The organism is Lacinutrix venerupis (genome assembly GCF_003663945.1).
Classification (GTDB): domain Bacteria; phylum Bacteroidota; class Bacteroidia; order Flavobacteriales; family Flavobacteriaceae; genus Lacinutrix; species Lacinutrix venerupis.
Map to the genome: position 1 here is coordinate 69,320 of NZ_RCCH01000001.1, position 21,408 is coordinate 90,727.

At 31.0% G+C, this 21,408-nt stretch carries 23 protein-coding genes; 5 read left to right on the plus strand and 18 right to left on the minus strand.

The window, feature by feature from the left end; all coding sequences use genetic code 11:
• Nucleotides 1-13 precede the first annotated feature (13 nt).
• The 3 genes from CLV86_RS00360 to tpx all read right to left on the minus strand — a co-directional run bounded on the left by CLV86_RS00360 (nt 14) and on the right by tpx (nt 3,402).
• Complete coding sequence (locus tag CLV86_RS00360; RefSeq protein ID WP_121048284.1) at nt 14-2,425, minus strand: FtsK/SpoIIIE family DNA translocase; 2,412 nt, start codon at nt 2,423-2,425, stop codon at nt 14-16.
• Between the two features lie 106 nt (nt 2,426-2,531).
• Nucleotides 2,532-2,903 carry a diacylglycerol kinase family protein gene (locus CLV86_RS00365; RefSeq protein WP_076733390.1) on the minus strand — a complete coding sequence of 124 codons (372 nt, stop codon included), beginning with the start codon at nt 2,901-2,903 and terminating at the stop codon, nt 2,532-2,534.
• Entirely contained in the window at nt 2,896-3,402 is a 507-nt protein-coding gene (tpx, locus tag CLV86_RS00370) for a thiol peroxidase (protein WP_121048287.1), read from the minus strand. Before tpx ends, CLV86_RS00365 begins: the two co-directional genes overlap by 8 nt.
• 212 nt (nt 3,403-3,614) lie before the next feature.
• On the opposite strand from tpx, the gene CLV86_RS00375 reads away from it, so the two are divergent.
• The 3 genes from CLV86_RS00375 to CLV86_RS00385 all read left to right on the plus strand — a co-directional run bounded on the left by CLV86_RS00375 (nt 3,615) and on the right by CLV86_RS00385 (nt 7,249).
• Nucleotides 3,615-4,235 (plus strand): fasciclin domain-containing protein, encoded by a 621-nt coding sequence (locus tag CLV86_RS00375; protein WP_121048290.1) that lies wholly within the window; start codon nt 3,615-3,617, stop codon nt 4,233-4,235.
• A gap of 205 nt (nt 4,236-4,440) precedes the next feature.
• Nucleotides 4,441-6,669, plus strand: coding sequence for a catalase/peroxidase HPI (gene katG, locus CLV86_RS00380; RefSeq protein ID WP_211330588.1), 2,229 nt, complete (start codon nt 4,441-4,443; stop codon nt 6,667-6,669).
• Between the two features lie 109 nt (nt 6,670-6,778).
• Nucleotides 6,779-7,249, plus strand: a complete 471-nt coding sequence (locus CLV86_RS00385; protein WP_076733388.1) for an ankyrin repeat domain-containing protein — start codon at nt 6,779-6,781, stop codon at nt 7,247-7,249.
• Nucleotides 7,250-7,327: 78 nt separating this feature from the next.
• Here CLV86_RS00385 and CLV86_RS00390 read toward each other — a convergent pair whose 3' ends face one another.
• The 10 genes from CLV86_RS00390 to CLV86_RS00435 form a co-directional block, all read right to left on the minus strand.
• A complete protein-coding gene (locus tag CLV86_RS00390) occupies nt 7,328-8,323 on the minus strand; it encodes an alpha/beta fold hydrolase (RefSeq protein WP_121048293.1) in 996 nt (331 codons plus the stop codon).
• A 154-nt stretch (nt 8,324-8,477) separates the two neighbouring features.
• Nucleotides 8,478-9,092 (minus strand): hypothetical protein, encoded by a 615-nt coding sequence (locus CLV86_RS00395; RefSeq protein ID WP_121048295.1) that lies wholly within the window; start codon nt 9,090-9,092, stop codon nt 8,478-8,480.
• Between the two features lie 84 nt (nt 9,093-9,176).
• Nucleotides 9,177-9,464, minus strand: a complete 288-nt coding sequence (locus CLV86_RS00400; RefSeq protein ID WP_076733385.1) for a hypothetical protein — start codon at nt 9,462-9,464, stop codon at nt 9,177-9,179.
• Between the two features lie 21 nt (nt 9,465-9,485).
• Nucleotides 9,486-10,244 (minus strand): SDR family NAD(P)-dependent oxidoreductase, encoded by a 759-nt coding sequence (locus CLV86_RS00405; protein ID WP_121048298.1) that lies wholly within the window; start codon nt 10,242-10,244, stop codon nt 9,486-9,488.
• Nucleotides 10,245-10,328: 84 nt separating this feature from the next.
• Entirely contained in the window at nt 10,329-11,231 is a 903-nt protein-coding gene (locus CLV86_RS00410; protein WP_121048301.1) for an AraC family transcriptional regulator, read from the minus strand.
• A gap of 119 nt (nt 11,232-11,350) precedes the next feature.
• Entirely contained in the window at nt 11,351-11,869 is a 519-nt protein-coding gene (locus tag CLV86_RS00415; protein WP_121048304.1) for a hypothetical protein, read from the minus strand.
• 60 nt (nt 11,870-11,929) lie between these two features.
• The gene (locus CLV86_RS00420; RefSeq protein WP_121048307.1) at nt 11,930-12,841 is read right to left on the minus strand and encodes a helix-turn-helix domain-containing protein; all 912 of its coding nucleotides are present in this window, start codon (nt 12,839-12,841) and stop codon (nt 11,930-11,932) included.
• Between the two features lie 17 nt (nt 12,842-12,858).
• Nucleotides 12,859-13,470 (minus strand): SRPBCC family protein, encoded by a 612-nt coding sequence (locus CLV86_RS00425; protein WP_121048310.1) that lies wholly within the window; start codon nt 13,468-13,470, stop codon nt 12,859-12,861.
• Nucleotides 13,471-13,503: 33 nt separating this feature from the next.
• Nucleotides 13,504-14,454: an SDR family oxidoreductase gene (locus CLV86_RS00430; protein WP_121048313.1), complete on the minus strand. Its 951-nt coding sequence runs from the start codon at nt 14,452-14,454 to the stop codon at nt 13,504-13,506.
• Nucleotides 14,455-14,714: 260 nt separating this feature from the next.
• Nucleotides 14,715-15,596 carry a LysR substrate-binding domain-containing protein gene (locus CLV86_RS00435; RefSeq protein ID WP_121048316.1) on the minus strand — a complete coding sequence of 294 codons (882 nt, stop codon included), beginning with the start codon at nt 15,594-15,596 and terminating at the stop codon, nt 14,715-14,717.
• A 106-nt stretch (nt 15,597-15,702) separates the two neighbouring features.
• Between CLV86_RS00435 and CLV86_RS00440 the strand changes: the two genes are divergently transcribed.
• Complete coding sequence (locus CLV86_RS00440; RefSeq protein ID WP_121048319.1) at nt 15,703-16,329, plus strand: LysE family translocator; 627 nt, start codon at nt 15,703-15,705, stop codon at nt 16,327-16,329.
• A gap of 73 nt (nt 16,330-16,402) precedes the next feature.
• On the opposite strand, the gene CLV86_RS00445 is transcribed toward CLV86_RS00440, so the two are convergent.
• The 5 genes from CLV86_RS00445 to CLV86_RS00465 all read right to left on the minus strand — a co-directional run bounded on the left by CLV86_RS00445 (nt 16,403) and on the right by CLV86_RS00465 (nt 20,637).
• Nucleotides 16,403-16,660: a DUF6952 family protein gene (locus tag CLV86_RS00445; RefSeq protein ID WP_076733369.1), complete on the minus strand. Its 258-nt coding sequence runs from the start codon at nt 16,658-16,660 to the stop codon at nt 16,403-16,405.
• Nucleotides 16,661-16,707: 47 nt separating this feature from the next.
• On the minus strand, nt 16,708-17,016 hold the full coding sequence (locus tag CLV86_RS00450) for a thioredoxin family protein (RefSeq protein ID WP_076733368.1): 309 nt from the start codon (nt 17,014-17,016) through the stop codon (nt 16,708-16,710).
• Nucleotides 17,017-17,023: 7 nt separating this feature from the next.
• Complete coding sequence (locus CLV86_RS00455) at nt 17,024-17,668, minus strand: peroxiredoxin (protein ID WP_076733367.1); 645 nt, start codon at nt 17,666-17,668, stop codon at nt 17,024-17,026.
• Nucleotides 17,669-17,813: 145 nt separating this feature from the next.
• Nucleotides 17,814-19,298: a Na+/H+ antiporter NhaC gene (gene nhaC / locus CLV86_RS00460; RefSeq protein WP_121048322.1), complete on the minus strand. Its 1,485-nt coding sequence runs from the start codon at nt 19,296-19,298 to the stop codon at nt 17,814-17,816.
• A 124-nt stretch (nt 19,299-19,422) separates the two neighbouring features.
• Nucleotides 19,423-20,637, minus strand: coding sequence for an aminotransferase class I/II-fold pyridoxal phosphate-dependent enzyme (locus CLV86_RS00465; protein ID WP_121048325.1), 1,215 nt, complete (start codon nt 20,635-20,637; stop codon nt 19,423-19,425).
• Between the two features lie 178 nt (nt 20,638-20,815).
• On the opposite strand from CLV86_RS00465, the gene CLV86_RS00470 reads away from it, so the two are divergent.
• A complete protein-coding gene (locus CLV86_RS00470) occupies nt 20,816-21,274 on the plus strand; it encodes an Lrp/AsnC family transcriptional regulator (RefSeq protein ID WP_076733364.1) in 459 nt (152 codons plus the stop codon).
• Nucleotides 21,275-21,408: the final 134 nt, after the last annotated feature.

Consider the following 21,408-nt stretch of genomic DNA (forward strand, 5'->3'; position numbering starts at 1 on the left):
TAAAATTTAAATTTTATTGACCTTCATTTTCTAATAATTGATCGAGAGCAATTAAATCTGGTACTAAAACTTGTCTTGCTTTACTTCCTTCAAAACCTCCAACAATGCCAGCAGCTTCTAATTGATCTATAATTCTACCTGCTCTATTATAACCTAATTTTAATTTACGTTGTAATAAAGAGGCTGAACCTTGTTGAGCTGTTACAATAATTTCGGCAGCATCCCTAAATAATTTATCTCTATCGTCTATATCTATATCAAGACTCGTGCCACCTTCTTCACCAACGTATTCTGGTAGTAAATAAGCATCGGGATAAGCTTTTTGAGCACCTATAAAATCTACTATTTTTTCTACTTCTGGCGTATCTACAAAGGCACATTGTATTCTAATCATGTCGTTACCTTGTGTATATAGCATATCTCCACGACCTATAAGTTGGTCTGCTCCTCCAGCATCTAGAATGGTGCGCGAATCTATTTTACTAGAAACTCTAAATGCTATTCTTGCTGGGAAGTTTGCTTTTATAATACCTGTAATTACATTAACCGATGGACGTTGCGTAGCAATAATTAAATGAATACCAATAGCACGTGCAAGTTGTGCTAAACGTGCAACAGGAGTTTCAACTTCTTTTCCTGCAGTCATAATTAAATCTGCAAACTCATCAACAACTAATACTATATATGGTAAAAACGCATGACCATCATTGGGGTTTAATTTTCGATCTTTAAATTTTTTGTTATACTCTACAATGTTTCTACATAATGCATTTTTAAGCATTTCGTAGCGATTATCCATCTCAATACACAAAGAGTTAAGTGTATTAATAACTTTAGTATTATCTGTTATAATAGCTTCGGCTTCATCAGGAAGTTTTGCTAAATAATGTCTTTCTATTTTGTTAAATAAAGTAAGTTCTACTTTTTTAGGATCTACTAAAACAAATTTTACTTCAGCAGGATGTTTTTTGTAAAGTAAAGAAGTTAATACAGCATTTAAACCAACCGATTTTCCTTGACCTGTTGCACCGGCCATTAATAGGTGTGGCATCTTTGCTAAATCTATTACTAAAGTCTCGTTACTAATGGTTTTACCAATAGCTATTGGTAAATGCATTTTAGTGTTTTGAAATTTTTGAGATGCAATTACAGAACGCATAGATACTATAGTGGCATTTGTATTTGGTACCTCTATACCTATAGTTCCTTTTCCTGGAATTGGAGCAATAATTCTAATACCTAATGCTGATAGTGACAACGCAATGTCGTCTTCTAAATTTTTAATTTTTGAAATTCTTATTCCAGCTTCTGGTACAATTTCGTAAAGTGTAACTGTTGGTCCAATAGTGGCTTTAATACTTGCAATACCAATTTTATAATTATTTAAGGTATCTACAATTTTATTTTTGTTTGCCTCAAGTTCTTCTTGGTTAATAGTTACGCCTTCGTTATCATATTTTTTTAATAAATCTAAAGGAGGAAATTGATAATTGCTTAATTCTAGAGTAGGATCAAATTGTCCAAAGTCGGCAACTAGTTTATCAGAAAGGTTGTCAATTTCAGATTTTTCTTCAACAACTTTTTCTACTTTAATTTCTATTTCTTCTTCCTCTTCTTTAGCAATTTCTATTTCAAAATTAGTTGATGGTTTTTCTTTTTCTTCAACAACTAATTCGGTAATTTTTGAATGATTTGATATAGTTGGTTCTGTTTCTTCTTTAACATCGAAAGCTGTTTTTATAGCTTCAGCTTCTTCGGTTAAAGTATTATCAATAGGAACACTACTTTCTTTTGAGGCGTCTTCAAATTCAGATTTTATATCTTTTTTTGCACTTTTAAATAATGCTGCAATACGTTCTGGAGTAAAACCAAATCTAATGGCTAAATAAGTTATAAGTCCAAAAATTAATAATAAAACAACACCTATTTTACCTATATAATCTTGAATAAAAATATTAAGCTCAAAACCAATTGTGCCGCTTAGAACTCCAGTTTGTGGAGCTAAAAAGCCAAGTAGTGTAGATGTCCATATAACTATAATGGTTCCCCAAAACCAATGCTTAAAAAGTTTTTCCTTTTTTAAATCTAAAAGAATATATATTCCAGATAAAAAAATTAATCCAGAAAAAATAAAGGAAGCAATACCAAATCCACGTTGTATAAATAAATCACTAATCCAAGCTCCGCTTTGGCTAGCCCAATTTTTTGTTTCAACTGCTCTAGATGGAAACTCACCTAAAACACTTTGGTCTGCTTTACCTGTAAATAAAAAAGATAAAAAAGCAATAAAAATTAAAACACCTAAAAGCACTAAAAGACTGCCAAAAATTAATTTTTGTTGACTTGTTAGCTTTAAGTTAGGCTTTTTTATGCTAAACTTTTTTTTAGTTGCTTTAGTTTTTGATTTAGATTTTGCTTTCGCCATTTTAGGATTTTAGATTGCGTAAAAATAAACAAATTCAATTTATTATTTTGATGAATACAATCTGTAATTAAAGATTTTATTAACGTAAATTTTATTTGCTTTTATTTTAAAAAATCTTTGGTAAATAAATAATACAACCTATTATTATAGCTGCGATAGCAACAATAAAAACAGCACCTGCGGCTATGTCTTTAATTAAACCTATTTTAGGATGATGGTCTGGATGTATAAAGTTTGCTATTTCTTCAATAGCTGTATTAACACCTTCAATTGCTAATATTAAAGCGATAACCAAAATTTGTATACACCATTCTGTGGCGGTAAGATTAAAGTAAATTCCGGCAATAGTCATTATAACACCAATAAAAAATTGCACTTTTATACTGGCTTCTGTAGTAATTAATAGGTATGCGCCTTTAAAAGCGTAACCTAAGCTTTTAATTCTATTAACAACAAATGAGTCTTTTTTTTTACTCATCTAATAAGGCGTACAAAGAAGCTTTATAATTTGGTTCTTCTCCAATTTCTGGAACTTGTTCTGTATATTTTACAACACCATTTTCGTCTAAAACAATTACACATCTAGAATGTAAACCTGCAAACGAACCAGAAGAAACTTCTAAGCCATAATTTTTTCCAAAACTTCCATCTTTAAAATCAGATAACATTAATACATTATCTAAACCTTCGGCAGCGCAAAAACGAGCTTGTGCAAATGGTAAATCTCTAGAAATACATAATACTTTAGTATTATTCATTTCAGCAGCTTCTTTATTAAACGATCTGGCAGATTGAGCGCAAACTCCAGTATCTACACTTGGGAAAATATTTAATAAAACCTTATGTCCTTTAAAATCAGATAAGTTTTTTGTAGATAAATCACTTAATGTCAAAGTAAAATCAGGAGCTTTTTCTCCAATATTTGGTAAGCTTCCTAAAGTTTCAATTGGCTTTCCGCCTAATGTTATTGTTGCCATTTTTAATATTTTTTTGGTTTGATAAAAGTAGACATTCTTAAATAAATATATACTTAACAAAGTATTAATTTTTTTAACAAACGATTTCCTTATTTACAATATGTCAATTTAGTTAATTAATTGTTAAAGGCAATAAGTAAAAAAACCGTAGAGGAATTTTCAACGTTTATAAAGCAACTAAGAGTTTAAAAAAAACTTAAAAACTAAAAATTATGAAAATCAAAAATTATTTAAAAACTGGAATATTTGCACTTTCTTTATTAATAACTGTTGGAGTATTTGCACAAGAAAAAGTAATGAGAAAAGATGCTGTTAAGAAAATGAAGAAAGAGAAAATGATGAAAGAAAAAACCGTAATGGTTGGTGGAGCAGCAATGTATCCTTCTAAAAACATTGTCGAAAATGCTGTAAATTCTGAAGATCATACAACATTGGTTGCGGCTGTAAAAGCTGCAGAATTGGTAGATGTGTTAGCAGGAGAAGGACCTTTTACCGTTTTTGCACCAACTAACGAAGCATTCGCAAAACTACCAGAAGGTACAGTAGACACTTTACTAAAACCAGAAAATAAAGAAGCATTACAAACTGTTTTAACATACCACGTAGTTGAAGGAAAATGGAATACAAAAGAGGTTTTAAAAATGATTAAAAGAGGTAATGGAAAGGCCGAAATTAAAACCGTAAGTGGAGGAACTATTACAGTTTGGTTAAAAGGAGAGGACATTTACATTTCAGATGCAAATGGAAATTCTGCAATGGTAACTATTGCTAATGTTAATCAATCTAATGGTGTTATTCATGTAATTGATACAGTTTTATTACCTAAGTCTTAATTTACTAGGGATTTATTAAGACGCTTAAAAAAGCCACTTCATTTAGAAGTGGCTTTTTTTATTTTTAATAACTTAGATTTATTAGTTTTTAAAAAACAATAGTCTAAAACTATAATTAAATAGTAACAATCAATTTTTTAAATCTTAATTTTAGGGGATATATAATTAATTTTATTCCGAATTAAAAAACTAAAAATTTATTATTATGGAAAACAATCCTCATGCAAGTGCTCCACAAGGAAAAAACTTCGATATTAACGAAAGTGCAGCTAAATGTCCTTTTTTAAGTGGAACCGTTAAACAAACTTCTGGTGGTGGTGTAAAAAATCGCGACTGGTGGCCAAACGAATTAAAATTAAATATTTTACGTCAAAATGCATCAAAATCAAACCCAATGGGAGACGATTTTGATTATGCAGAGGCCTTTAAAAGTTTAGATTATAATGCATTAAAAAAAGACTTAACAGCTTTTATGACAGACTCTCAAGATTGGTGGCCTGCAGATTATGGGCATTATGGAGGATTAATGATACGTATGGCTTGGCATAGTGCAGGAACATATAGAGTTGGAGATGGTCGTGGTGGAGCAGGAGCAGGAAACCAACGTTTTGCACCAATTAACAGTTGGCCAGATAACGGTAACTTAGACAAGGCTCGTTTATTATTATGGCCTATAAAACAAAAATATGGTAACAAAATTTCTTGGGCAGATTTAATGATTTTAGCAGGAAACTGTGCCTTAGAGTCTATGGGATTTCCAACATTTGGTTTCGCAGGAGGTAGAGCAGATGTTTGGGAGCCTGAGCAAGATATTTATTGGGGAAGTGAAACAGAATGGGGAGCAAACGAAGAAAGATATAAAGAAGGTGATTTAGAAGATCCTTTAGCAGCTGTAATGATGGGTTGGATATATGTAAATCCAGAAGGACCAAACGGAAATCCAGATCCAATGGGTTCTGCACATGATGTGCGCGAAACTTTTGGTAGAATGGCAATGGACGATGAAGAAACAGTAGCTTTAGTTGCTGGAGGTCATACTTTTGGTAAAGCGCATGGAGCAGCAGATCCAAATAAATATGTTGGTAAAGAACCACATGGTGCATCTATTGAAGAAATGAGTACTGGTTGGAAAAATTCTTACGGTACAGGTGTTTTAGATGATACGATTACTAGTGGTATTGAAGGTGCGTGGACACCAAATCCAACACGTTGGGATGCAGATTATTTTGATGTATTATTAAATTACGATTGGGAGTTAACAAAAAGTCCAGCAGGCGCACACCAATGGAAACCAACTGAAGCTTCTAAAGCTAGACAAGCACCTATGGCTGGTGACGCTAGTAAAAGACAAGATTTAATGATGACGACTGCAGATATCGCTTTAAAAACAGATCCTAAATATTTAGAAATTTCTAAACGTTTTCATGCAGATCATAAAGCTTTTGAAGATGCTTTTGCACGTGCTTGGTACAAATTAACACATCGTGATTTAGGGCCTACATCGCGTTATTTAGGACCAGAAGTACCACAAGAAGAGTTGTTATGGCAAGATCCAATTCCAACTGTAAATTATACTTTAAGCGATACCGATATTGAAACATTAAAAGGTTTAATTTCAGACTCTGGTTTAACAGTATCGCAATTAGTAACTACAGCTTGGGCTTCAGCTTCAACATTTAGAGGATCTGATAATCGTGGTGGTGCAAATGGCGCACGTATTGCTTTAGAGCCACAACGTAGTTGGGAAGTTAATAATCCAGAAGAATTAAATAAAGTACTTTCGGTTTTAGAAGGTATTAAAAATGAATTTAATGGTGAAGTTTCTTTAGCAGATTTAATAGTACTTGCAGGAAATGTAGGCGTAGAAAAAGGATTAAAAAATGCAGGATACAATCATACAGTAGAATTTACTCAAGGTAGAGGTGATGCTACGCAAGAGCAAACAGATATAGAGCAGTTTGGATATTTAGAGCCATTAGCAGATGGTTTTAGAAACTATATTAAAGATAATTTAAAAATTGCTGCTGAAGATTTATTGGTAGATAAAGCTAATTTACTAACACTTTCGGTACCAGAATTAACCGTTTTAGTTGGTGGTTTACGTGTATTAGGTGCTAATTACGATGGTTCTAATTATGGCGTATTTACAGACAACGTTGGAAGCTTAACTAACGATTTCTTTAAAAATATATTAGATTTTACTTACACTTGGAAAGCAACATCTGAAGACGATAGATATTTTGAAGGAAGAAACCGTAATACAGGAGAACTTAAATTTAAAGGCACAAGAGCCGATTTAATTTTTGGATCAAATACAGAGCTTAGAGCTATAGCTGAAGTTTATGGTGCAAGTGATGGTCAAGACAGATTTGTTAAAGATTTTGTTGCAGCTTGGACTAAAGTGATGAATTTAGATCGTTTTGACGTGAAATAATTCAGGTTAACATATAATTTAAAGGAATGTTTTTTACCTAAAATTCATTCCTTTTTTATTGTAAAAAATCATTTAAATGAACTTATTAAAGCTCTAAAAACATAAAAAAATGGATAATATAGATAAAGTATTTAATAGTATTAGAAATAAAGATAACGCAACATTAAATACACTTTTAACCGAAAACCCAAAATTAGCAGAAGCTAAAGACCAACGTGGATTTACACCATTAATTTTGGCAACGTATTTTGATAACGAAGCTGCAACTAAAACTTTAATAAAACATAATGCACCAATAAACGACAAAGATGCTTCTGGTAACACTGCGTTAATAGGTGTTAGTTTTAAAGGAAATGTAGAATTTGCAAAACTTTTAATTGAAAATGGAGCTAATTTAGATGAAGTTAATAATAATGGCACTACAGCGTTAACTTTTGCTACGCAATATGATAAAGTTGAGATTGTAAAATTATTACTTGACCATGGCGCAGATATTACTATAAAAGACAATGACGGTAAAACTGCTTTAGATTACGCTCAAGATAAAAAGTTTACAGAAATAGTTTCTTTATTAAAATAATTAAAAAGATTGCATTAAAAAAAAAGACACTTTTATAGTAAAGTGTCTTTTTTTTTATTCGGATATTTTTTTTAATTCTTATTTTAAAAATTCAATTAATGGTTTTATAAAACTATCAAATTTTTCAATGTGTGGTAAATGCCCAACATTTTCAATTTCTACAAGCTTTGCATTTGGTATGGCTTTTTGTGTGGTTTTACCCAATTGGCTGTATAAACCCATTGTTTTTCTCACCTCTTCGCTAACTAAAGGTTTTCCTAAAGCGGTACGATCTCTGGTTCCAATAATTAATAGAGTAGGAGCTGTTATGTTTTTAAACTCGTATACAACAGGTTGTGTAAAAATCATATCGTAAGTTAAGGCATTGTTCCAAGCAATAGTTTTATAGCTTGAATTTAAGGTCCAACCTGCTAATAAGTTTACCCATTGGTCGTATTCTGGTTTCCATTTATTATCGTAATAATTAACCAATTGGTATTTTTTAATGCCTTCGTAACTTTTTTTAAGCTCGTTTGCATACCACCATTCTACAGGTTTGTAAGGCACTTTTAGTTTCCAATCTTCTAAACCAATTGGGTTTTCTAAAATAAATTTATCGGTAGTTTCTGGATACATTAACGCAAACCTTGTGGCTAGCATGCCTCCCATAGAATGTCCTAAAACCGACGTTTTATTTACACCTAAAGTATCTAACAACGTTTTTGTGTTTTGTGCTAATTGCTGAAACGTGTAATGGAAATGTTCTGGTTTACTAGATTTACCAAAACCAATTTGGTCTGGTACAATAACACGATAACCTTCTTTAGTTAATGCATCTATAGTTGTTTTCCAGTAAGCACCATTAAAGTTTTTACCATGAAATAATACAATGTTTTTACCATTGTAGTTTTCTGGTTTAACATCCATATACGCCATTTCTAAATCTTGGTTCTGTATATTTAATTGTAATGTTGACACCGCAAAAGGATATTGGTAATTAGATAATTGTATATCTAACCATTGCAATTCGTCTGTTTGTGCAACGCTTAATTGTGTTGCTATAATCACTAAAAAGAGTGTTATTATTTTTTTCATGAATCTGTTTTTTATTATTAACAAAATTACCCAATTTAGTACATTGTTTACCTTAAAGATTTGCTAAAGTTTGAAAGATTACTACTGCATTTTTAATTTTTTAAGTCGAAAAAAAAGCTACTGTAAATTTACAATAGCTTTTACTTTATTAATATTATTGAGGTCTGCTAGAAAATATCAACCAATTTACACAAGCTAAAATACAGGTGTTTGCAATGCCTAAATATACAATTGGCCAACTAAAACCAAACCAGTAAATTATAGGAATCCAATAGGTGAAAATACTCCAAAACGACGACATACAAATAGGACATTGAATTATAGGTTTTCTTAAGTATTTATTCACTTTGTACTGTATATATTCTTTGTGAAATTGAATTCCAGTTTCCGATAAGGTTATCACAATATTAGGGTCAATACGTTTAATGCGTTCGTTTAATAAATTCATGAACGCTACAAAATCACTATCCTTTCTAGTTAAAAGTATTTCAGTATTAGAGGTTTTAAAATCTATTTCAGGTAGTTGTACACGAATTTTTTTAACTAGTGCTTCCAAAAAATCAGCTTTATAAAACACAATCTCTTTGGTAGATTTCATAACCCTTTTTTTAAATGGATATAAAATCATTTCACTATCATAATCCTTTCCGTTAGGCATTTTTTCTGTTCCGCCTTTTGCCGAAATCCATACGCCAACCATGAATAGTGATTCTATTAAAAGGTAACCTAATGCTGCTAAAATGGTATAAAAATAAAAACTTGCTTCCATAATTTTAAATGTTTTAAAGATGAAAAAGAAGCCTTGTTTTAAACCAATAAAGCTTCTTTTGTAAACCTAGTAACCTGTTTGTAATTAAGCTACTGTATAAATTCTTACCTCTGGATTTTCCTGTAAATACGGTTTTAAACCAGTTACCACATCGTTAGTAAATAAGGCTGTTGTTAAGTAATTTTGCGCATCTTCTGTGGTTTTAAAACCATGTAACACTTGTACATCTTCATCTCTAATTAAAAGGTCTTTAGATGTTGCTCCTGTAACGGTTTCTAAAAATGGTGCTTTGTATTTGCTGTACACAGCTGCTGCGTTTGCTCTGTCTGCATCGTTTATTTTAAGACTGATTTCTAAATATGCTTTTGTCATTTTAATTTCTCTTAATTGTTATTAATTTCTTCCTGCCATTACGCCTCCATCAATATCCCAAATTGCACCTGTAACCCAAGCGCTATCTTCGTATAATAAAAAGGCGATTGTTTTGGCAATGTCTTGTGATGTTCCTATGCGTCCAATAGGGTGAAAATCGTTAAAACCTTGTAAGGTTTCTTCAATTTTATCTTCTTCTATAAACGAACCATAAATTGGTGTTACTACTACTGCAGGAGATACTGCGTTTACACGAATATTACTTTCTGCCAACTCCATTGCTAAATGTTGTGTTAAGCTGTGTAAACCTGCTTTAGCCATAGAATATGCCGAAGATGGTGTGGCTTTTATAGCTTGTTTTGCCCACATAGATCCTATATTTACAATAGAACCACTACCATTGTTAGCCATTACTTTGGCTGCTTCTTGTGTGATAAAAAAAAATGCTTTGTTGAAATTATGGTAAATGTCGTAATCTGCTTCAGTATGCTCTAAAAAAGGTTTCGGACTAAAATAGCCTGCCGAATTCACCAAGTATTTTAAATTAGGTAGGTCTTTAGATACATTTGAAGCAAATGCTTTTACTTCATTCATATCAAAAAGATTTACTGCTTTGGTATTTACATTCCCAAAAGTAGCTAATTCTGTTTTTGCAGTGTCTAGATTTTTGTTAGCTCTACCAACAATAGTAACTTCAATACCTTTTTCAAGTAAAAGTTGTGCTGTGGCTTTTCCCATTCCGGTAGTTCCGCCAATAATAAGTGCTTGTGTTTTTTCCATGATATACTTTTTTTTAATTACACTGCAAAGTTCAAGATAACTCCAGTAGTATACGATGGACAAAAACGAAAAGGAATGGTACTTTTAGGAAACGGACTTCCTAAAGCCTAAAGGCGAGAGGTTTGTGTGTTTTTTGAAGTATTTTACAAAATACGACGGATCATCAAAACCCAAACGATAGCCAATTTGGTTCACGTTTAGTTCGGAATACAATAACAAACGTTGCGCTTCTAACACAATACGTTCTTGTATTATTTGCGATGGTGTTTTGTTTAATTGCAAATTAGTAAGATCAGACAATGTTCTTGAAGATATAAATAACAGTTTAGCATATTCTGAAACCGAAAGTCCTTTGGTGTAATTTTCGTCTATAAGATTTATAAACTTTATAAGCTGTAATTTTTTATCGTCAAATAAAGTATTAGTTTGTTCTTCGGTTTGCTCGCAGGCTTGTTTTACACGTTGTATTTGTATAAGAAATGCTTTTAAATACGACTTTAATAATTCTTCTTTACCAAATTGGTCAGGATTATTAAACTCGCGTTTTATTTGCGCAATATACTCTTCAAATATAATAGCAGTTGGCTTTTTTAAAGGACAAAGTGGTTGAAGGTACGGATTGTTAAAAAGGTTACACTTTAAAAAAAAGTCGGTTTCATTGTCTTTTTGCACAATAAAAGTCTCATTAAAATGCAATAAAATACCTTGGTAATTAGTATTGTCATCAAAATAATGCACTTGGTTTTTAGCGACAAACAAAATAGTATTATCGGTAACATTGTGTGTATTTAAATCTATAAAATGTTTTCCGTTACCTTGCTTAAACCAAATAACTTGAAAATAACTATGTATATGTGGTTTGGTAGTATGGCCTTTATGTTTGGTAATGTATTCGTTTAAATCGTGTATGGCTAATTGTGGCTTATCTGGTTGATGCCTGTTTAAATGATATTCAACAATTCTATTTTCGGTATTTGTATTTGCCATACGTACAAAGTTACATATTTAATGGTGTGTGTTAGTCTCTTTTAGGATTGGTTGATTACAGTTTGGGATTTTATATTGTTTTGAGATTGGATTTTATTGAAGAGTTTTTTTAAGATTTACTAATTTTTAGTTTCATATACCATATCTACTAATTTTAGTTCTTTATAGTAAGCATCCATTCTTGCATAAGCAGTTCCGTCTACTAATAAAATTACTACCAACATTGTAATTGTAGTAATACTAATTGCTCTCCATGTTGGTGTATTAATAAAAATAATTAATAGAGCTGCTGCAATAATTATAATTGGAATGGCTTTAAAAACAACAGTATTATATTCTTTAAGTGTGGCTTCTGCGCGAGTGATTTCAGATTTTACAAATGCTGGTGCATTAGTAGTGTATGCTGTTTTAAATTGATTAATTCTTGATTTATTAGTAAAAAACAAACCAACTCCTATAGTTGTAAGTAGTATGCCTGCTACTAAGGTGGGAATAATATATGCTTTAGCGACATCTGTTTTTCCTAATTGCCAAAAACCAATACTTGCTGCAATAAATATGAGTCCAAACAGTATAAAAAAAGGTGTTGAAAATAGCTCGGCTTTTGCCCAATTTATTGATGTTTTTAATATATCCATATTTTTAAATTATTGTATTACTATTTTAATTTTCTATCGTTAGTTGGATTATTATAAAAATTAATTCAGTTTATATAATTCTCTATATTTTGTTGGGCTAATGCCTTCCTTTTTTTTAAATAATCTTGAAAAATACTGTGGGTATTCAAATCCTAATTCAAAAGCAACATCCGAAATACTCTTATTAGGTTGTAATAAAATATGTTTTGCTTCATTAATTAAAATTAAATGTAAGTGTTCGGTTGTGGTTTTACCTGTTTCTTTCTTTAGCGTATCGCTTAAATAACGCTGTGAAACCGACATTTTATTTGCTATTTGTTCTATACTTGGAATGCCCTTGTCTTGTATTTGTCCAGATTCAAAATACGCTAATAATTGCGTGTTGAATTGTTCTAGCAAATTGGTTGATAATTCTTTTCTGTTTAAAAATTGTCTTTCGTAAAAACGGTTAGCGTATTTTAAAAGTGTACTTAGTTGAGAGATTATTATTTCTTTACTAAATTCATCTTGATTGTTTTGGTATTCAATTTCAATATTTTCTACAATAGACTCTATTTGTTTTTCTTCTTTTGGAGAAAGGTGTAACGCTTCGTTTACCGAATAAGAAAAGAATCCATATTTTTTTATTTGAAGTGCTAATTCTGTTCCTTTTAAAAAATCTTCATGAAAATTTATAGAAAATCCTTTCTGTTCAAAAACAACACTACTATCCCATTGTAATACTTGTCTTGGTGCAATAAAAATTAAAGCACCATTTGTAAAATCGTAGTTTGTGCGTCCATAATTTAAATCGCCTTCCACATATTTTTTAAAACTTATGGAGTAGCAATCGTTAGTTATTGGCGGCGAGCTTTCTCTTGGGCAAGGTAGGTAGCCATCTCCTTTTGAGTTAAAAACACTCAACATAGGATGCTCTGGACTAGGCAGTTTTAGATAACTTAAATACGATGATAATGTTTTAAAATGTTGCATATTAATTTGCTAATATTTTAAGATTGACTTCTTGAACCTAATTTACTAACTATTTTTATAGGACCTTTTGGAAACCAGGTTTTTATTAAAAATTTTGGAATATTCCCAACAGGAATATAATCTGCATTGTAGGTGATTTTTGTGGTTGTATTATTTATTTTTTCAAATTCATAAATTACTTTATAAGTGGTCATTCTTTCAACATCTGCATTATTATAATCACTCTGCGTAGCATTTGCAGTAAAAATAAGTTTATTTTCTTTTTTAGTGCGATTAAACTTAATTACTATATCGCTATCTGCTAATGGCCAAGGCGCATTAAAATAGTAGTAAGCTAGCCATTCATTATCAGATATTTTTTTAATTTCTTTGGTTTCTGGTGTACTTTCTAAAAAAAACTTGTGATTAGAAGTATTTGAAAAATAAGTATCTAATTCATCTAAGGTTACATTTGCTGTCGTTTCAGCAATATAGTAAAAATGAGTGCCTTGCTCTTCTTTTACCAAATCGTACTTTACTTTAGATTTACCATCTTTAGACTCTTTAATAGTCCAATTTCTATCTTGAGAGTTAACCAATAAGGAGGTTAATAATATAAATATTACACTAGTGAATTTTAATAAGCTCATTACTTTTTTATTTTAGTTGTTTAATATCTAGGTTTAAAAATTCCACTTAAAACCTGCTGCTTTTTCTGATATATTCCAAAGTTTAGAGGCAACAGTTTTATTTTTAGCGTGTGGTTCTAATTTATGAGCGTCAACCGGTCCTGTCCAATTATTTCTGCCTGTTGGACCGTAAAATTTACTTTGGTCTAAATTTTCTTCTGTAGCACACATTAATTGAGGATAGGCACCTTTTTTTGCAGATTGAACCAATGGTGATAATTTCATAATTTGCCACACAAAGCGTGTTAATAAACTTCCGCTTGTTTTAATTAAAGATGTTCTTGAAGCACCTGGATGACAAGCGTATGCTTTAACATGCGTTATATTTGCGGCTTTTAACTTGTCTTGAAGTTCGTAAACAGTCATAATTTGTGCTAGTTTACTTTGGCTATAAGCATCATTAGGTGTGTAATTTTCTTCCCAATTTAAATCATCAAATTTTATAGTTTTAATGCCCATATTATATCCCATACTTCCTACAGTTACAATTCTTCCTTTTGATTTTTCAATAAGAGGAAATAATAAAGCTTGAAGCGTGAAATTTCCAAAATGATTTGTTCCCATTTGGCTTTCCCAACCATCTACAGTAAGTGTTCGTTTTGGTACTTGCGCAATTGCGGCATTGCAAATTAATGCATCTATTTTTGGTACAGTTTTAATTACTTCTTGTGCAGCTTTTTTTACAGAAGCTTGTACAGATAAATCCATTTTTATGGATATTACATTTATATTATTGCCTAGTTCTTTTTTTAAGGTAGCAATGGTGTTTTCTACTTTTTTAGGATTTCTATTAAGCATAATAACTTTAGCTCCTTTAGATAACAATATTTTTGCTGCCTCAAATCCTGTACCACTTGTAGTGCCTGTTATTACATATACTTTGCTACTTAAGTCTCCAATTCTGTTTGGAGTCCAGCCTTTTTTTTCAAATTGATTTGTATTCATTTATTACTTATTTTTTTGTTTAAAAGAATAATACAAAGGTCGGATAGGATAGGAGTAAAGTTCTTATACACATTTTCGAATGTTGTATACTTTTTGGTTTTTGTATGTTTTTAAATTTTACTTATAAAAAAACCACCTAGTTTTCGCTAAGTGGTTTTAAGTTTTACTTTTTATAAATATTACAAAAAGTCCGCATTCATTTTATTGATTAATGTAAAAGGTTTAATGCTATTTAAAGTTTTTGGATAGTAATTTATTGTCTAATAGATGCTTGTGTCCATGTGTTTTGCACAGTCTATAACTTTTTCAATAGTTTTATTAACTTCATTTTTTCGCCAATGCATATATAAATCTATAGTTTGGTCTAAATCTATAAAACGTACATTATTAAAATTTGAATGTTTAAAAGAATTTGGTAGAATAGAAATACCGAGTCCTTTAGACACAAGATTTAAAATCATACCACCAAAATCTGATTCGATGCTAATTTTAGGTTCAAAACCTAATTGATTGAATAAGTTGCGTAATAAAGACGAAAAAAATGTGGTTTGATGCAAACCAGTAATTATAAAGTTTTCCTTTTGCAATTTATCAATATTATTAATAGAATTTTTATCTAGCCAATGGTTGCTAGGTACAGCAATACAAATAGGCTCGGTAGAAAGTTTTATAGTTTGGATATTTGTATGCTGTATATTATCGCGACTAAAGGCAATATCTGTATCGTAGTTTAGCAGTAGTTTTTGGTGGTTTTCATCGGTAAGCTCTGCTAATTCTAGCTTTAGATCAGGTAGATTAGTTTTAATTATTTCTAAAAAATTGGGTAGAAAACTAAAGGTTATAGAACCTGGATAGGAGATAGATACATGTCCTGTATCTCCTTGATCTATTTTTTTTGCTTGACGCTGTATTTGGTCTAATTCACTCATAATTTTGCTCCACTGCTGTTGCAAGAATTTACCAGCATCGGTTAGTTTTACGTTTCTTTTGTTTCTTTCAAAAAGTGAAAAACCCAATTCGTCTTCTAAAGCTTGAATTTGTCTTGTTAATGAGGATTGTGAGATAAACATTTTTTCGGCAGTGTTCCAAAAATGAAGCTCTTTGGCTAAAACTAAAAAGTATTTTATTTGTTGTGTTGTCATAACTAATGCGTTTTTTGCATTACTGAAACAAAAATATGTATTTTTTAGCAGTTTCAATCCTAGTTTCTTTGTGTAATATTTTTTATAACCCGTAAACTGAAATAGTATGTTAGGAATTGAAAATTTTATAACCTTTATAGTTACTGCTTTATTATTTATAATGACACCAGGAATTGATACGGTTTTTGTATTAAATAAATCTATTGGTCAAGGTCGTAAATCTGGAATAGTGTCAGCAATGGGCATTAATACAGGTATTTTAACGCATACGTTTTTGTCTGCAATTGGTTTAACGGTTTTAATTGCAAAATCTGCAATAGCCTTTATGGTGATAAAGTATATTGGTGCAGCTTATTTGGTCTATATTGGTGTGAAAAAGTATACGGATTCTTCAGTTTTATTTACAGAAAACACGATAAGTGAAGTTAAAAACAGCTCTAAAAACGACTTTTGGTCTGGATTTTTTACAAATTCTTTAAATCCTAAAGTTGCATTATTCTTTTTGGCATTTTTTCCGCAGTTTATTACACCTTCAAAATTAGAAGATCCTATTCCTTTTGTTTTATTGGGTGTTACGTTTGCAATAATTGGTGTGATTTGGTATGTGATTTTGACCTTGTTTGCTAGTACGTTTTCAACTAAAATTAAAGGCAATCCAAACTCAGGGATTTGGCTTAATAAAATAAGCGGATTTGTGTTTGTGTTAATGGGATTACAAATTGCATTTGGATAAGAAAATAAATAGAAACAAAAAACCACTAAGCTTTCGCAAAGTGGTTTTTTTATTAAATTTAATTGTATTAAATCTATTTATCAATAGAACCTAAAACACGTTTCATAAAGTTATTTACGGCTTCCTTTTTTGGTGTACCTTCTTTAATCATTTTGTTAACTTCAATTGCACCATACATATTAGAGATTAATTCTCCAATTACGTCTAATTCTTCATCTTTAAGAGAAGGAACTTCGGTTAAGGCTTCTAGAGTTTCAATAGTTTCAACAATGTAGTCTTCATCATTGTCTTCTATAAATTGAGCTAAATGTTTTATTACTGGTAATTTCATTGATAATTGTATTTATTTTTCGCTTTAACGAAAAACGGATCTTTAAATTAAGCGACTTCGTTTACTAATTCTTTTAAAACGTCGAATTTATTTGTTTGTGTTTGGTTTACAAAATCTCCATTTTTAAAAGTAGCAAACGTAGGTAAATTATCTACTGTTGCTAATTTTCTAGATTCCGGAAATTTTTCCGCGTCAGCGATAACAAATGTTATATTTTCTAACTCACTAGCTAATTTCTTAACTTTTGGTTTCATAATACGACAGTTACCACACCAAGTTGCAGAATATTGCACAACTACTGTATCGTTAGCTGCAATTATTTCGCTTAAATTGTCTTGACTTAATTCTTGAACCATGATTTTTTTAGTTTACGTGGTTTGCTAAGTACTCTGCAGTACCTAATCTATTTGCACTCATTGCGTCTTTACCTTCTTCCCAGTTTGCAGGACAAACTTCACCTTTTTCTTGTACGTGAGTTAAAGCATCGATAATACGTAAAAATTCGTTTACGTTTCTACCTATTGGCATATTGTTTACACCTTCGTGTTGTACAATACCATCTTCGTCTATTACGTAAGTAGCTCTATAAGTTACATTGTCACCTTCTACTGTTACAACTCCAGTTTCTTCGTTGTACTTTTCGTTAGTGATGTCTAAAATACCTAAAGTAGAAGCAAGGTTACGGTTAGAATCTGCTAATATTGGGTATGTAACACCTTCAATTCCACCATTATCTTTTGGTGTATTTAACCAAGCAAAGTGTACTTCTGGAGTGTCGCAAGAAGCGCCAATTACAATTGTATTTCTTTTTGCAAATTCTTCTTTTGCAGCTTCAAAAGCATGTAATTCTGTTGGGCAAACAAAAGTGAAATCTTTTGGGTACCAGAATAATAATACTTTCTTTTTGTTATTTTTTGCTTCTTCAAGAACGTTTAATTTAAAGGTGTCACCCATTTCGTTCATTGCGTCTACATTTAAATCTGGAAATTGTTTTCCTACTATTGCCATTTGTTAAAGTTTATTAATTATTAGATTCATTTTTGAGTTTGCAAAGATAGAGGTGAAGACTAAAAAAACAAGCCTTATAAAATTTTTTAATCTTATAAGGTTATAGTTTTTAGTTATTGTATTTTTTAAATAAAATAGATATTTCTTATTTAGAAGATAGTTGTTTTATTTTAATAGAGAAAGCTGCAAATAATAAGGTCATAAATGGACTTAGCCAGTTAAAAATGGCGTAAAAGAAATAATCTGCAACAGGTACACCTAAAACACCAGATTGGTATGCACCACAAGTATTCCATGGTACTAATACAGATGTTACGGTTCCCGAGTCTTCTAAAGTTCTACTTAAATTTTCTGGCGCAAGATTTTTTTCTTCGTATGCTTTTTTAAACATTTTTCCAGGTACTACTAGTGCTAAATATTGGTCTGATGCTGTTACATTTAAAGCTAAACAACTAGCTACAGTGCTGGCAAATAAACCAAAAGTTGTAGAAGCTAAACTAAGTAATGCTCTACTAATTCTAGATAATGCGCCAATAGCATCCATAACGCCACCAAATACCATAGCACAAATAATTAACCAAATGGTACCAAGCATTCCAGACATGCCTCCAGCTGAAAATAAATCGTTTAATTCTTCGCTTGAAGTTTCTACAGCAACATCTACGGTCATAGCATTCATAACTCCTTTGTATGCCGATTGAAAGGTTAAACTATCTGCTCCAGCAATTGTTTTTACTATTTCTGGTTGTGCAATTATAGCTGCAATCCCGCCTAAAAGAGTGCCTACAAGTAAAGCAACTAATGGTGGAGTTTTTTTAATAATTAAAAAGATAACTACTATTGGTACAATAAATAACCAAGGTGTAATATTAAATGCACCACTAATGGCATTTAACTTGTCTGATATATCTGGTGTTCCAGTAGTATCTATGTTTAAACCAATAATTATAAAAACAATTAAAGTTACAATTATGGTAGGTACTGTTGTGTACGCCATGTATTTAATATGCGAAAATAAACTAGCTCCAGCCATAGCAGGTGCAAGGTTTGTTGTGTCACTAAGCGGTGACATTTTATCACCAAAATAGGCGCCAGATAAAACAGCTCCAGCTGTCATACCTAAAGATATGCCAAGCGTTTCACCAATACCAATTAATGCAATACCTACGGTTGCAGAAGTGGTCCAGGAACTACCTGTAGCGATAGAAATTATAGCACAAATTATTACAGATGCTGCTAGAAATATAGTTGGATTTAAAATTTGTAACCCATAGTAAATCATGGTAGGAATAATGCCACTAATTAACCATGTGCCGGCAAGTGCACCAACCATAAGTAATATTAATAATGCACCAGAGGTTGATTTTACATTCTCTGCGACTTCATCTAACATTTGTTTGTAAGATACTTTATTGTAAAAACCTACAACGGCTGCAACGGCTGCTCCTAAAAGTAGAATAAATTGGTTACTGCCACTTAAAGCATCATCTCCATAAACAAAAAATACATTGTAAAATAACATAACAACTAAAGCTATTACAGGAATTAATGCTTCCCAAATGTTTAATTCTCTGTTTTCAATAATATTTTCGTCTTGTGGTACTGATGGTTTAATATTTTGGCTTTCCATTTAGTATTACTATTAGTTTAATTTTAATTGAATGTAATGTTACGATTTTGTACGATGTTATGCAAATAGAAAAAAGGCTTGAAATGCTTCAAGCCTTTTATTTTTTATTAAGAGATTTATTTTTTTAAACCAATTCTGGCTTAAGTATTTCTAAATCAATCATGCAGGTTTTCATCATATTAAATGTACGTTCAATATCTGCATCTAATCCTATAGAAAAACGTATTAAACCGTCGCTTAATCCCATTTCGGCTTGTTCTTCTTCAGGTATTTCAGAAGATGTTGATGTTCCTGGAGCAGAAAATAAAGTTTTGTAAAAGCCTAAACTTACGGCTAAATAACCTAAGTTTCTTTCTTGCATTAGTTCCATTAAGGCATTTGCTTTATCTAATGAGCCAACATCTATAGTTAGCATACCGCCAAATCCATATTTATCATTCATCATAGATTTAAATATATCATGAGAAGGATGAGATGCTAAGCCAGGATATACAGTCTTTAAACCTAAATCTTGAAACTTTTCGGCTAAAAAAGTAGCATTATGGCTATGTTGTTGCATTCTAATGTGTAATGTTCTTAAGTTTTTTAAAACTGAAGCAGCACGAAGGCTATCCATAGTAGAACCTAATAACATACAAGCACCATCATTTACACTTCTTAAATCGTTTATAAATTCTTGAGTACCGCAAATAACACCGCCAACAGTATCGCTAGATCCATTAATAAACTTTGTTAAACTGTGTATTACAACATCTGCACCTAATTTGGCAGGAGAGATAGATAATGGAGAAAACGTGTTATCTACTACTAATTTTAAATTATATTTTTTTGCAAGTTTGGCTAAACCAGCAATATCTGCAACTTCTAACAGAGGATTACTAACAGATTCGCAATACAATACTTTTGTGTTTTTTGTTATAGCTGCTTCAACTATATCAAGTTTGGTAATATCTACAAACGATGTCGAGACATTAAAGCGAGGTGCAAAGTTCTTTAAAAAAGCATAAGTTCCGCCATAAATTGTTCTGCTTGAAACAACATGATCTCCAGCACCACATAATTGCATTATTACAGGTGTAATTGCTCCCATTCCAGAAGCTGTTACATTTGCTGTTTCTGTACCTTCCATAGCTGCAAGCGCTTCGCCTAAATATAAGTTAGAAGGAGTAGAGTGACGAGAGTATAAATAACAACCATCTGCATTGCCTTCAAAAGTATCAAACATTGTTTTGGCAGAAAGAAAAGTGTAAGTTGAAGAGTCTGAAATAGAAGGATTTACTCCTCCAAATTCACCAAAATATTGTAAGTCTTGGATGTTGTTTGCTGGTTTAAATTTCATAATTTTATAACTATAATGTTAGGGTATGTGATTATTATTATGTAAAATTGAAATAAATTAGATTAATAATCAATATATGCTTATAAATTTAGTTTTTAAAACTATATAAGTTTATTTTTTTAGTTTTTATTAATTTATAATTATTAAATTTATAACTTAAACTGAAAATTTTTCGATAATGACTTTTGACGCCATAGATTCTAAATTAATTAAATTACTTCAAGAAGATTGTAAACAAACAAATAAAGAACTTTCTAATAAGTTAAATTTATCTATAACAGCAGTTTACGAGCGTATTAAAAAGCTTGAAAATAATGGAGTAATAGATAAATATGTGGCGCTTATAAAAAAAGAAGCTATAGAAAAGTCTTTTGTAGCTTTTTGTCATATAAAATTAACTCAGCATTCTCAAGAATATGTTATTCAGTTTGAGAAAGAAGTAACAAAACTTGAAGAGGTTTTAGAGTGTTTTCATATAAGTGGTGATTACGATTATTTGCTTAAAGTTTTAGTTAAGGATATGGAGGCCTTTAGAGAATTTATGGTAAATAAGCTTACTAATATTAACCATATAGGTAGTACGCATAGTATGTTTATGATTAATGAAGTAAAACATACAACAGCAATTTCTATTTAAAACAATGTTGCAATCAACTAGATATAAGCTTATAGAATTTTTTACAATATTTGTTGTAATTCCTGTGAGTTTTACATTAAGTTTTTCCTTTTGGATTAAGGCTGTTATTGCAATTATAGGCTTTGTTTATATAA